The 14,186-nt window shown below is 42.6% G+C and carries 10 protein-coding genes; 1 reads left to right on the top strand and 9 read right to left on the bottom strand.

Annotated elements, in window-relative coordinates; genetic code table 11:
* Positions 1-53 precede the first annotated feature (53 nt).
* The 6 genes from PODO_RS15390 to PODO_RS15365 form a co-directional block, all read right to left on the bottom strand.
* Positions 54-1,679, bottom strand: a complete 1,626-nt coding sequence (locus tag PODO_RS15390; protein WP_235219391.1) for a response regulator — start codon at positions 1,677-1,679, stop codon at positions 54-56.
* On the bottom strand, positions 1,676-3,415 hold the full coding sequence (locus tag PODO_RS15385) for a sensor histidine kinase (protein ID WP_038571312.1): 1,740 nt from the start codon (positions 3,413-3,415) through the stop codon (positions 1,676-1,678). The genes PODO_RS15390 and PODO_RS15385 overlap by 4 nt, the downstream gene beginning before the upstream one ends.
* Positions 3,416-3,703: 288 nt before the next feature.
* Positions 3,704-5,290 carry an extracellular solute-binding protein gene (locus PODO_RS15380; RefSeq protein ID WP_038571309.1) on the bottom strand — a complete coding sequence of 529 codons (1,587 nt, stop codon included), beginning with the start codon at positions 5,288-5,290 and terminating at the stop codon, positions 3,704-3,706.
* 66 nt (positions 5,291-5,356) lie between these two features.
* On the bottom strand, positions 5,357-6,226 hold the full coding sequence (locus PODO_RS15375) for a carbohydrate ABC transporter permease (protein ID WP_036677077.1): 870 nt from the start codon (positions 6,224-6,226) through the stop codon (positions 5,357-5,359).
* Between the two features lie 13 nt (positions 6,227-6,239).
* On the bottom strand, positions 6,240-7,187 hold the full coding sequence (locus tag PODO_RS15370) for an ABC transporter permease (protein WP_036677080.1): 948 nt from the start codon (positions 7,185-7,187) through the stop codon (positions 6,240-6,242).
* 386 nt (positions 7,188-7,573) lie between these two features.
* A complete protein-coding gene (locus PODO_RS15365) occupies positions 7,574-8,149 on the bottom strand; it encodes a TetR/AcrR family transcriptional regulator (RefSeq protein ID WP_036677083.1) in 576 nt (191 codons plus the stop codon).
* A gap of 206 nt (positions 8,150-8,355) precedes the next feature.
* Here PODO_RS15365 and PODO_RS15360 point away from each other — a divergent pair, with 206 nt between their 5' ends.
* Positions 8,356-9,378 (top strand): MBL fold metallo-hydrolase, encoded by a 1,023-nt coding sequence (locus PODO_RS15360; protein ID WP_036677086.1) that lies wholly within the window; start codon positions 8,356-8,358, stop codon positions 9,376-9,378.
* A 199-nt stretch (positions 9,379-9,577) separates the two neighbouring features.
* On the opposite strand, the gene PODO_RS15355 is transcribed toward PODO_RS15360, so the two are convergent.
* The 3 genes from PODO_RS15355 to cydD all read right to left on the bottom strand — a co-directional run bounded on the left by PODO_RS15355 (position 9,578) and on the right by cydD (position 14,153).
* Complete coding sequence (locus tag PODO_RS15355) at positions 9,578-10,201, bottom strand: hypothetical protein (RefSeq protein ID WP_036677088.1); 624 nt, start codon at positions 10,199-10,201, stop codon at positions 9,578-9,580.
* Between the two features lie 383 nt (positions 10,202-10,584).
* Positions 10,585-12,312, bottom strand: a complete 1,728-nt coding sequence (cydC, locus tag PODO_RS15350; RefSeq protein ID WP_036677090.1) for a thiol reductant ABC exporter subunit CydC — start codon at positions 12,310-12,312, stop codon at positions 10,585-10,587.
* Positions 12,309-14,153, bottom strand: a complete 1,845-nt coding sequence (gene cydD / locus PODO_RS15345) for a thiol reductant ABC exporter subunit CydD (protein ID WP_036677091.1) — start codon at positions 14,151-14,153, stop codon at positions 12,309-12,311. The genes cydC and cydD overlap by 4 nt, the downstream gene beginning before the upstream one ends.
* Positions 14,154-14,186 lie beyond the last annotated feature (33 nt).

Raw genomic sequence — 14,186 nt, 5'->3', positions numbered from 1 at the left:
GCTCCCTTTTTTTTTACATGATTTCGCGAAAAAATCACACATTTTTTGCAACCTTAATTGGATTCATACCGTGTCATTTTTATCCGATATTGCTTAGGAGTATCACCCGTATATTCTTTAAATAATTTGCAAAAATAACCTTCATTCACAATTCCTACTTCCTCGCACAATTCCAATATAGAATAATCCTGAACATTTAACAGCTCGAGAGCTAATTGGATTTTTTTACGATTGATGTAGCTGATAACACCTTCGTTCATTGTTTTTTTGAATAAGCTGCTAAAATACGATGGAGCTAAATTCACTTCCTCGGCAATCGCCTCGAGCGTTAATCGCTGTTTCAGGTTTTTCTCTATAAACCGCATAGCACTCATGATTTCTATACGATGTAAAAGTTGGCCAGCGTGTACATATTCGAAGGTAAAGTCGCCAATATAGGCAAGCTGCTCCCGAAAAGCTAAAAATTCTATGGGAAACTCTGCTACTTCCGTGGCCAACTTGTTCCCCGATTTAAACTTCACAATAATGTCTCTGTACAAGTCTCTTAACATAGGCGCCATGATGGACTTATGGATTTTATGGTCCGTAACAAATTGGTTCAGATCAGCAAATGCTTTCTCCAGCTCTTCCTTGGAAACCTTTCTTTTCACCCCAGCAAGAAAATCAGCCAATTTCTGCTGAAATTCTTCTTTTCTGTCATTATGGTAATGGAACCGATGCATGGGTGTTTTTACTACTTTCTCTGTATGATAATAGAAATCATCACTCACATTTTGTGCTTCCGTGTAAGCTTGTTTGATGGATTCCCAGCCTCGGTGTGGACCTCCAAAAGCGACGGATACCCTTTGATTCAAATATTGATGCAAATGGGAGACGATCTGCCCCCCCAATGTCTGGCAATCATATTCCGTTTCCAGATCACTACGATTATTTTCCCAGGATAGAAAGCCAATAAACCGATTATCGGATAGATCCGCAGCTACACCACTGCCACCATTCATCACCGTTTCTTCGATTATATTTGTAATCGCATACCTCAATATGTTCTGATCAGACGCTGAATAATCATTTCGGAAACTTTCATACATATTCATCTCGACAATGAAGCAGCGATAGTTGGCTTGAAAGAAATGAAACTGCATACGATTGGCAAAATCTGATGCCCGATGAGAAGGGATTTCGCCTCTGATAAGCTCGTTAAAAAATTGCTTGCGGACTCTATATTTATTTTCAAGCACGGATACGTTTAACGATTGAAATTCCGCTTCTTTTTTCTTAACTTCATTTAAAATCCCGGCTGCCTTATCTAAAACCCGATCCAAATCCGCATCTCTGAGCGGAACCTTAACAATGTACTCCAATACGTTGGCTTGAATAGCTCTCTGGGCATATTCAAAGGATGAATAAGCGGTCAAAAGAATGAATTGGGTATGGGGAAGCTTTGGCTTTAGCTGCTCAATCATGGAAATCCCATCCATTCGCGGCATGACGATATCAGATATTACGATATCCGGTTTAAGCTTTACGATCTCCTCTATCCCCTTCAGCCCATTATTCGCTTTTCCCACTAAATGAAATCGCTTATCCCTAAGGGAGCGCTCGTGAAAAAACAATTCCAATCTCTGAATGATTAGATCTTCATCGTCAACAATGAAGCAGGTGTAGTCTCTCATCATCATGCATCTCCTTTAAACAAGCCTGCTGGGAATAAGGCGCGAACCCGGGTTATTTCCTTAGGTATGCTTATGATTTGGAGCCCGAACTCTTCTCCGTAGTGAAGTCTGATTCGGTCATGAATATTGTTTAACCCGATTCTTTTCCTTTTCAATTCCACATCCCCCGGTTCTGAAATTAGAATATGCTTTATTTTATCAGTTGGAATTCCCTCGCCCTGATCAACTACTTCTATGATGACATTGCCACCCTCCCTGTACGCATGAATAGTAATAGGGCCTTCGATCCCCCCTCCGTTATAACCATGGAAGATACTATTCTCCACAAGGGGCTGCAACAGCATTCTAAAAACCGGAAAATCTATTAGCCCTGCTTCGATATTTTCGATTAAGTGGAAGTTTCTGTTATAGCGGATGTTCTGGATCGCGATATAGTCCGATACATTTTGCAATTCCTGACGCAGTGATACCTTCTCCGAAGCGTCGGCTATCCCATATTCCAATATTGAAATAAGAGACTCAATCACCACATCTACTTTCTCTATTTGTCCGAGTCGTATGACATTGCTGATAGAACCAAGCGTGTTATACAGAAAATGAGGGTTTATTTGAGACTGCAGTACTTGAATTTCCAGCTTGCGTTCAAGTTCATTATGAAGCTCTGCTCCCCGAATCAGTTCCACAATTTGCTGCAGCATACGATCGAATGCTCGGGAAAGATCTCCAAACTCATCGTTTCGGTTAATCGATATTGTAGTTGTGAGGGAGCCTTGCTCCACCCGCTTCATTTTTGTTTTGAGTGCATAGAGCGGAGTCCTTATATATTTGGCAATAAAGAAGGAAACGAACAGACTTAAGAGAAAACCTGCAGCTAGAAGCTCTATATAATAGGTTTCCAATCTGGATAAAGCAGCTTTTAGGCGTGATTCATCGTTGATTGAGATGATGGTCCAATTAAATTTTTCAGTCGGTTTTTTCAGAAGGGAGACCTGAATCCCCTCCTTGGTGTGCAGTTGAAGGTTTGTTTCTGTAGTATCCAGAATTTGTTCCGCTGACGTTTCACCGACTGAAAAAGTATGATCTTGAACATTCAGGGGTCCTTTATTTTCCGAAAACCCGGCAATGATTTTTCCCGATGCGGTGATTAGAGCCAAATTCATTTGTTCTTTTTTATTAATCTTGAACAAGGTTTCTTCAATGGCATTTAGATCTAAGTCTACCGCAATGGCCATAGGAAACGGAGCACTGTTCAGATATCGGACCATCGTAACTGTCCAGCCGGAATATTTAGATTTGTAAGGATCACTGACAAATGTAATCCTTCTGTTCTTGTCAGCTGCCTCAAACAATGGTTCTCTTTCAGATAAAGGTTCATCAAATATTCGGGTAGGTGTACTTCCGCCTAGAATGGATAAATCGCTTTTGATCAAATAAATATTACTGACGTAATTACTGTTGAGTTCATACAGCTCTCTTAATTGCTTTTTAATCACGTCCGGATTGTCAATGTTGGCTTTCACCGATGACTCGACCGAGAACAGCATCGTCTGGAAGGAGGAAAAATTAACTGTGAAATACTGATCAATCTTATCAAGTATTTGGTTGGTGTAATAAATGTCAGAGGTTCTTATTTCCTTTTGGACATAGCGATAAGACAATTGACTTATCAAGATTATGCAGCTTAATACAAATGCAAACACGATAAAAAATAGTTTTAAAGGCAAGCTGATTCTTCTTCGCATCGATCATCTTCCTTTTAAATCTGTAATAAACAAATAATAGCATATGATAAGAAGAAACGCCTTCGGCGTCCTTTTTAAGGACGATAAGCGTTTCTTCGAAAAATAGAAGGATAAAGTATAAAGTAAAACTTATACTTTCTTATATTTCAATAAAGAGAGGGGCTAATTATAGCCGCTCTCTTCGTTTAAAAGATAAGAATTTATATGCTTCGCGCATAAATGTTCCTTATCTTTCTCGCTGAAACGGTACCGCCCTTTAAAAGGACGGCGAAGCCGTTTCTACTTGATTTACTTGATTAAGCCTGCTTCTTTAAATTGCTTGATTACTGAGTCTTTATACTTCTGCATGTCAAACTTAGTTTCCAATGTATTGAGGAAATTGTCCCAGTTCGAAAGAGGCTCTTTGCCAGTCATAAATTTGACCAAGCTTTCATTAATGTAACGTTGGCGGTCAGCTGCCAATGAATCGTTCGGGTCTTCAGTCAATAAATTCCCGGGCAACGTAGCCGCCACGTATTTCTGATTGTTCTCAAAAGCTTCTGCCGTCTTAGGATTCTGGAAGCTGAAGTACTCAGCATCATCACCACGACGCGGCATTCTATAATGATCGACCCATAAGTACTTTTCTTTCATTTCCTTTGATAATTCGGAGGTTTTATTTTTGATCTTGCCGTCTACCGAATCCCAATGAATCCCTTTAATTCCGTATGCAAAATTCGGATATGCTTCTTTGTCCGTAAAGAGATAATTTAGCATGGACAAGATCCGAATGATTTTGTCCTTATCCGCTTTCTTGGATATGGCCCATGAATTGCCTTGGAACGATTTTCTCTCTACAATTTGATCACCATAAGGACCTGTCATTGGAGGAATGACGATCCATTCCGGCACCTCTCCACTGATTTCTTTCATTTTTTGCTGATAATCTGGTTCCAGCCTGCGGGCATCTCTTATCATGAAGCCAACTTTACCCTTAAATAACTTTTGGTCCAATAAATCGGGAGTATTCATCGTCACCCAGTCTGGATCTACAACTTTAGCTTCCATCATTTTATTGATATAAGCGAGTGCTTCTTTCATTTTTGGGTCGGTAAACAGGAACACTGGTTCATTGTCTTTCACATCAATGGCTGAGGGAGGATTGACACCAAACATCCACATCAAACTATCGAAGCCGTAGGTTTGCAGATTACCTTCTTTATTCATTCCGCCTATGAATCCGTACGTATCATTTTTGCCATTGCCGTCAGGGTCTTTCTCAGTAAAGGCTTTCATAACTTCAAATAGCTCGTCAGGTGTTGTTGGCACTTCCATATTCAGCTTTTTCAGCCAATCATTACGGATAAAGAAGCTTCGGCTAATACCGTTTACGTTATCATAACCTGGAACCCCAATGGTTTTTCCCTGATAGGACATCGCCTCCCAGGAGTCGTTGCTAAAACGTTTCTGCAATTCAGGAAATTGATCCAGATACGGTGTCAAATCCGCAAGAACGCCCTGGTCATAATATTGTGCAAGATCAGCCCGGCTCTTTAAGAAGATCAAATCTGGAATATCTCCGCCAGCAATGAGCGTATTTAATTTAGTCGTTGCTTGCCCTGATTGAGGAATCAGCATTTCCAAGTCGATATTTACTGCTTTCTCCAACATTTGGCGTTGGATATCTTCTTCACGGGGAGGAATCGGAGCAGCAGCATTGAAAGTTCCTTGGTTAAACATCGAAATTTTCAATTTGGTTTCAAAGGGACTAGACTGGCCTTGTGAATTGCCCGAAGCTGTCGATGTAACCTCTTTTTGTTCCCCACAGCCTGACAATACTGTTCCCACACCGACCATTGCTGTCAGAATAGCAAATGTAATCGCTTTACGTTGCATAATGACCTCTCCTTTGCTTCTATATTATCACGGTTTCCCCGTAACAACTCAGGTTGGAATATCTTTTTAACCTTTAACCGATCCCAAGAGCACACCTTTGGTAAAATGCTTTTGCATAAATGGGTAAACGATCAAAATCGGAACTGTAGTCACGACAACTGCTGCCATTTGTATAGCGAACGTACTAACAGCTCCGGTATTGGCAAGCGAATCAGCACTTTGTGTTGCGACATTAAGCAGGATGTTGCGCAAGATCACTTGAAGCGGCATTAAGTTGGAATCATTGATATAAACAATAGCATCGAAGTAACTGTTCCAATGCCCGACTGCGTAAAATAAAGAAATTGTGGAAAGGACGGGCAAGGACAGAGGTAAAATGATCCGCCATAACGACTGAAGTTCACTTGCACCGTCTACCCTCGCTGATTCCTCGATTTCAGCAGGCAATTGCTCGAAAAAGCCTTTAATGATTACCAGATTAAATGCACTAATGAGATTTGGAATAATCAATACCCACGGACTGTTTAGCAATCCCAGAGAGCGGACTAGTAAATAAGTCGGAATTAATCCTCCCCCAAACATCATGGTAAAGACAATGAATAGTAAAAATGGGCTGCGACCCGGCAAATATTTTTTGGATAACGGATATGCCGCGATTACCGTAAAGAACACATTGAGAGCAGTCCCTACAATCGTTCGAAACAATGTAATTTTATACGCCTGCCCAATACCATGAGAAATAAATACTTCTTTATAGGCTAGAAAGGTAAAGGTTTCTGGTATAATAACAATTCCTCTTCTTAGCACTTCCGATTCTGGCGTTACTGAAACAGCAACCACATATAGAAAGGGTAGTAAGCAAAGTAGAGCTAGCAAAATAAGAATAAAATAAACGAATGCTTGCCAGACCTTTTCTCCGATTGTCAAATTGATCATTTTGATAACCACCTCACCAAATTTGCCCATCGAATTTTTTGGCGAGCTTATTCGCTGCCAACACTAAAACAAATCCGATGACCGCTTTAAATAATCCCACAGCAGTAGCCAAGCCAATCTTAAGTCGCTCGAGCCCTTCACGGTATACCCATGTGTCGATAATGTCGATCTTCTCCTGATTAAAGCTGTTGGCAAACATGAATATTTGGTCAAAACCAGCATCCAGAATATGGCTTAGTTTAAGGATCAGCATCAGAATCATAACGCCTCGAATGCCGGGAAGTGTTACATGCCATAGCTGTCTCCACTTGGAAGCGCCATCAATTCTAGCCGCTTCATATAAGCTTGGATCGATTCCTGCTAATGCTGCAAGGTACAATATCGCTCCCCATCCAATATCCTTCCATATTTCAGATAAGATGATCAGCAGTCTGCCCCAGGCAGGTTCCGTTAGGAATGAGATGGGTTCAACTCCAGTTTCCTTCAAAATCATGTTAAAAAGACCATCCCCTGGGGCTAATAATGCCACCATCATTCCATAAACAATGACCCATGATAGAAAGTGGGGTAAATAAGTGATCGTTTGTACGATTTTCTTAAACCATTGGGTATAAACTTCATTGAGCAGCAAAGCAAGTATGATAGGAGCTGAGAAACCGAACAACAGCTTATACAGGGATATGATAATCGTATTTCTCATGATGTCCCAGAAATAAACGCCGTTCATAAAATCTGTGAAATTTCTAAATCCCACCCATGGGCTATCCCATAGTCCCAAAGCCAGATTATAGTTTTTAAAGGCAATAATGATTCCCGCCATAGGAATGTATTTGAATACGGCAAAGTAAACTAATGCCGGGAACAAGAGAGCGTACATCACTTTATACTTTTTTATCGTCCTTATCCATGAGTTCCGCTTTTTGGGGAGGGGAATGGCGTCCGCTGCCAATTTTGCTTGCATATCATCACCTCGTCTTTATTTGTATTTGTATAATAGCATCCCCCTATTGGATAAATTTCTGTAATTTCAAGAATTTCTTATAAGATATTAAGTAAGTACAGCCCTGGATAATTCCAATGCAATAGGCATGATTGTCTTGATTTAAAGCTGTACAATAACTCTGGCTCGAAAGTTTCAGTATAGACCAAATACAATCCTGAGGTCCCAAACAAAAAAAGCCCTAGAAAAAATTGGGCTTAATTTAATGAGTCATGTTTTTTTATATAATGCATCCACGTATTTTATTTTCCATTACTAAAAACTACATTCATGAGCAAAAAAGGCATCCTCCATCCCTGTTCACGTAAGTTTAGACTTCTCAATATATAAATCAATAATGCTTATGACTAGGCCAAAATTCCTTTAACAAACAATGAGACACTATGCTTGTAGAACTCTTCCTCGGTGACGAATTGGGATTGATATTGCCGGTGAATCAGCTCGCTCATCTGAAATCCGTAACACATCGAGAGAAAAGACATTGCGACAAGACGCTCATCCTGCCTGGCGATAACTTTTTTCTTCTGCAAGCGTTCAAAATATTCAACCAGCAAGGAGTGAAGTTTCGCCGGCGGATCGGCCAGCACTCTGTCTAATTCGGGAAGCATTCCTTTGTCGCGGATGCCAATCAAAATGATGTCCGCATTTTTATGGAAAAATAAACGGTACTGCTGACTTACATTCAGCAGATCGACTTCCGGATTATCGGTCGCTTCCTCTTTTAACAGCTTCTCAAATTGCGGAATATCCGAATGTCTTTCAATGATGGCTTCCAATATGCCTTGCTTGCTTCCGAATTGCCGGAAAATCGTAGATTCATTGACTTTAGCTTCCGTTGCAATGGCTTTGGTGCTTACTCCCCGATAGCCATTCTTTTTGATGAGCTGTGTCGCGGCTTCAATGATTCTGTCTGAAGTTTGCATTGTATTTCTCCTTTTGCATATGTTAATCCTATTCTACTACAAGTTTTGCAGTCAGGTACCATTTGCGTGAGCATGCTCTTTTACTATCATATCGCATAGAATAAATGCAAGCAAGTACTCGCTTGCATTTATTCTTTTCATTCTCTATAATAATGACTTAGTCAGTATGCCTTATCCTAAAAACATATACGTAAAGGAGAATTTTTATGAAGTATGGACGTATTATCCAAAAACCTCGCGTTAAATTTTTTGAAGTCGCAGATGGTGTCTTTGCTGGTATTTCGCCGTATCGTGGGATCAGTTGGGCCAATGCCGGATTCATCAACAAGGGTGATGGGTTGGTGTATGACACGTTCTTCGATTTGTTCCATGCGCGGGAAATGCGGGAGGTTTTTATGGAAGTAAGCAACGGCGGCTCTCCCGCATATGTGGTGAACTCGCACTATAACAGCGACCATGCCTGGGGAAACAAAGTGTTTGAAGATGCTTGTATTATTATGCACAAGGAAGCCTCCAGAGAGCGTCTCACCGAAAATATCGCTTGGATGGACAGCGTCATCAGAAGAGGAAAGAATTCTCCGGAATCGACTCCGGGTGAGCGGTTTTTTGCAGCGGAATTTGAAGGATTCGACCTGGAAGGCGTAGAATGGGTGCTCCCGAGTATTGAGATAAAGGACGATATCAACATCCGTCTTGGCGATACAGAAGTTATGATTCACAACGTAGCTCCAGCCCATTCTGATAGTGACTTACTGTTGTGGATGCCAAAAGAAAAAGTGCTGTTCGCTGGCGATGTCGTGTTTAATGGTTGTACGGCATACAGCGAAGAGGGAACCCTCAATTGGGTTAAAGTGCTTGATCGCATTATTGATGAAATTAAACCCGAAATCGTTGTTCCAGGGCATGGCGCCATTTGCGGCTTGGATTTCGTGAAGGAACAGAGAGACTACCTCTTGAACCTGATCAGCGAGTTCAACAAGCATTACAATGATGAAATCGATTCCTTGTCCCTGACCAAGCAAATGGAGATTTCCCGCTTCCTTCATTGGATTCAGCCAGAACGCTTGTATGTTACAGTGGATATCCTATTGAAAAGCAAACGAGGGTTACCACCCCTTCCAATTTGGAACGAGGTGCCTGCTAAGCTGGAAGACATGAAAGTTTTTTTGGCTGGAAAATATGACAATCAGATCAAGCCATGGGACCCTATGAGTGTTTGGCAAGAATAGCAATTTACAGCTAACCTATGAAAACAAAAGAACCGCCCTGTCGCAAATGATGCGAACAGCGGTCGTTCTTTTGAATTGTTCCACGAAATTAAAAACGGTGCTTAGAAACGATTATGATAAAAAATGGAGAAGGACTATGACTTACTAGAGGGTATCCCCTCATTTGGATTGGAGAAGATTCCCGTTGTTGTTGGACTTATTATTCCAAATAACCTTCGGCAAGTTTCATCAAGGTTTCTTTGCTTACCTTATTCAAGTCTCCTTGTATAGTATAGGCGTATTTCACCTTTTTGTCTGGGCTCTCGTATACCCATTTCAGCTCGTGCCACTGCGAAGGACCAAATTCTGTATGCAGCATTTCTACACCCTTCACTTGAACCTTCTCCTGCTTAAATTCAACTTTCTCGTCAATATACGATGTTGGGTCGCTTTTCCCGCTCAGATTATTGATCATAACCCCGATTTTATCTTCGCCATTTTGATACGTAACATTGAGAAGAGAAAACTGATCTGTCATTTCAACAGACATCATTGCATAGCCCTTATTGGACTCTTCCGCCTGTTTTCTCAGCTTTTCTGCCATTTTCTTTTTTTCTTCCGAAGAAGGAGGATTCACTTCCTGAGCATTTTTAAAGATTACGTCCGCCTTTTGGAAAGTATAATTTCCATTGATGTTGTCTGCGATCTTAATGGATTTATCCGTAATCTTATCGCGCAATTGAGATGGATTGTGGAAGATAGTCAACTTTGTTCCAAGATCTGTTTGATGATTCGGGTTATTGGCAACCATATAGAACAGCCCAGCTTCCCCGATCTTTAGCACCTTTTCCTTCAGTTCAAAAAATGCCTTGAAACGATCTGCCTCATCTTTCGATTCTGTTTTTACGCTCTATACAACGAAGAGCTCGACCCAAAATGTGACAGCAATAAAGATCATTACAATCTAAATCGAGCTTCGCAAGGAGCTTGTGTGGCCCTTTTCCGTTGGAATGTTTGTCCTTTTTTCGCCATAAAAATATCCCCTCCAAGTGTCACTCGAACCTCCATGATAACATGCAGGTTTTTTCGAGTGTCTACTTGAAGGGGATAATACCAAACAAGATCAACCTTTAGTTTTTATCTTAACCATTTTTTGAATCAATCGTGTATTAACCATCGGAATCTGAGAAGTGACATTTGCAACAAGTTGATGTGTTTGGTCTATATTTACACTTCAACTTCTCCGATCATTTGCTGTTCGATTTGTTTCATCTCATAAAAATAGCCTTTTTGCCCCATCAACTCCGAATAGGACCCCGTTTCGACTACCCTGCCTTGGTCCATGACCACAATCTGGTCCATCTCTTCTAATCCGGTTAGCCGATGACAAATCAGGAGAAGCGTATCATTAGCCGCCTGTGCGTAGAGATGCTTCAATACGTGATGCTCTGTCACATAATCCAGCGATGAAGTTGGTTCGTCCAGAAGCCATACCCGTCCTTTGCGGAGCATCGCTCGCGCCATAGCCAACCTCTGCTTCTCGCCGTCTGACAGATTCTCCCCTTTTTCATACACCATATCGGTCAACGATGTATCGGGCAGCTGCATTTTAGCTAGCACATCCAACAATTGTTTGTCAGCGTGTTCTTCTCCATTCAGCAGCAGGTTGTCCCGAATCGTTCCCCGGAAGAAATGACTTTGCTGAAATACCACATTAGCCGTTTGCCAAATGCTCGTCTCGTCCAGTTCCTTCACCGAAATACCGTTTAATCGTATCTCGCCAGCCGTTGGTGTTCGCAGTTTGAGCAGCAATTCGATAATTGTTGATTTTCCTGACCCACTCGGCCCGACTATTGCCGTTTTGGAGCCAGGTAAAATGTGCAGGGACATATCCCTGAGTGCCGGTCTCCACTCCCCTTCATATTGAAATGTAACATTGGATAGTTCCATCGTAACAGCATGATTAACAGGCAATGTGCCACTTGGTTGCGAAGACTGCTCATCAAAAGTCTGAACTGTTTCCGTCAGTCGTTTGGCTGCGTGTTCGCTATCCTCTTTATACGCGGGTAATGTGGCCATAGCCGTCGCTTCTTCAAATACGGTTTGTGATGCCATAACCAACATGGCAAGAAATACGCCTGCAAGCGCTCCTTCCATAATTAAATAGGCGCCGAGCGTCAGCACTCCCCAGGAAACGAGAAATGTAACAAAAGTGTGCATCGATTGCCCGCGCAGCAAGTGCCCGGCTGCTCGTTGCTGTTCAGTTGCTAATACAGCGGAAGCATGCTGAAGCTGCTCCTCCCGCTGTGCCAATTGACCATATACTTTCAAATCCCGGAAACCGTACAACACTTCGGTAACTTCCGTGGACAGCTGCGACCTCTGCTCACGAACGCGTCCATGTGTTCTCCGCTGCCCGAGTAACACAATTCCCGGTACAACGAATGCCGTTACCAGCATACCTATTACAAACAAAACGGCAATCCAGATCGAAAAGGTAGAAGTAAACAGCACCGTAGCCAAAAATACCATGACAACCATGATCGGAGGATAAGCGACTCGCAAAAAATAATTTTGCAAACTTTCCACATCCCCAACGATCCGCGCAAGCAGATCCCCGCTTCGATTTTTGTTCAATATACCAGGCGTTAAAGGAATAAGCTTGGCAAAAAAGGATGTACGTAAACGGCTAAGCATGGAGAATGTCGCCCGGTGAGAATACAAGCGTTCTCCATAACGACTCGCCGCCCGAAGCAGACCCAGCAGTTTGACCATGGAGGTGAGTACAATTAAAGTATAAAGCGGTGGCGCAAATACCGTTTGCGAAATCAGATACCCGCTCGCAGAAAAGAGTGCCACACCGGCTATGCCGGCGATAAATCCACCCAAAATCGAAAGAATGATATCCTTGCGCTCCTGAATCATCGCCTTTGACAGAACAGCCAGTTCATTCATGAGGATATCCCCCCTTTCCGCTCTACATCAATCATCTCGGCATACTGAGGCAGGTGCTCCAGAAGCTCGTCATGTCGTCCCGAGTCCACCAACACTCCATTGTCCATAAACAAAATCTTGTCGGCTTGTTGAATCGTATATAATCGGTGAGCCACCGTAATCATCGTAGCCGTTTTTGCCAGTTTGGCTATGGATCGTTGCAGTACCCGCTCGGTGTGCAAATCCAGTCCAACTGTGGGTTCATCAAACAAAATGATAGCAGGACGCTTCAAAAAAGCGCGTGCTAAGGCAAGCCGCTGCTTTTCCCCACCAGACAGTCCCCGGCCTCCTTCACCAACAAAGGTATCAAATCCATGCTCTAATTGGGCTGTAAGCGCAGCGAGTCCGGCTTCCTCCCCCGCCCGCTCAATTTCAGCTCTGGAGATGTTTCCACCAGCACCAATCGCAATATTTTCAGAAAATGTGCCTGCAAAAATATACGGATGCTGTGTAATGTAGCTAACATGTTCGAACCATTCGGTTTCATCGTATTGCGAGAGTGGACTTCCATTCACCAGAAGCGTACCCGATTCTGGTTTCAGCAGACCGGCAATGAGATGTAGCAAAGTCGTTTTGCCGGAACCGCTTTTGCCAACAATGGCAATGTGTTCTCCTGGGCTAAGCTTGATCCGCCCCGTCTTAAGCTCGAAAGAATCTGGAGCATACTGAAACCGAAGTTGGTCAATTACGATAGACGGTGGTATTAAAAGGTCTCCAGAATGGGCAAGTTCCAGTTTGCTTATTCTGTCGGTCCTATCCCCGACCTTATCTATGCTGTCGATCTCGTCGATTCCATCGGTTGTTAATGCTCCTTCAATGCCATTAGCGTCCCTGCTCTCCCCTGCCGTTTCCTCAAGCATCTGTTCCACCTTACGAACCGCACCCATACTTGTCCGGCCGCTGTGAAAGGCTGTTCCCGTATTCTTTAACAGGTTGTAAAACTCGGGAACGAGCAGCAAAACGAAAAAGGCAGTGTGGAACGTCATAGCTTTGAAAACAAGCAACTGGATGGCCAGTTCGAGAGCCACAATACCAATGCTTAGCATCACGATTGATTCCAGCATGAATGTATTCGTAAACGCAATCTTCAAAATACCCATCGTGGCATCACGATAACCTAAGCTACTGCGCTCAATCTCCTGTTGCTGACGGTGAGCCCGTCCAAATATTTTCAATGTCACCAGTCCTTGAAGAGAATCTAGAAACGTCCCTGAAAACTCAGCCAGTTGCGCATATTTTTCTTCGGATTTGTTCTTCGTTTTCAGCCCTACCAAAATCATGAACAGCGGGATGAACGGAGCAGTAAACAATAGAATGAACCCCGTGTTGGCATGTTGGATAAATGTAACGACCAAAATCAGAACCGGGATGATAGCAGCTTCCATCATACGCGGCATGTATTGACTGAAATAACTATCAGCCTCATCCACAGCATCCAGAGCAATACTGACCTTCCCTCCCGTCTGTCCACTAAGGGTTGAAGGCATGGAAGCATGGGTCAAGTTTTGCAGCACGGCTGCGCGCATATTTGTCTTGGCAGCAGCTGCCATATGCAAGCCAACAATACCGTTTCCATAAGACAATAGTGTGCGTACAGCCATAATAGCCAGAAGTATACCGAGCAACAGGATAACCGATGAAAATGAAGCTCTCTCCACAAAAATCCGTTGGACTGCTTCAGCAAGCAGTCCAGCCTGACTCACAATAGCTATACCAAGCCCGAACGAAATGATTGCGAGGAGAGCCATGTTTTTCCTTTGTGAAGACATTTGTTGAGAAATCAAACTGGATTTCCTCTTCACAGATCACACCTCCTTTATATATAGGCTTGTAGG

This window comes from Paenibacillus odorifer, assembly GCF_000758725.1.
Taxonomy (GTDB): Bacteria; Bacillota; Bacilli; order Paenibacillales; family Paenibacillaceae; genus Paenibacillus_AQ; species Paenibacillus_AQ odorifer.
Note: the sequence above shows the minus strand (reverse complement) of the source record. Positions and strands in the feature narration are given on the sequence as shown.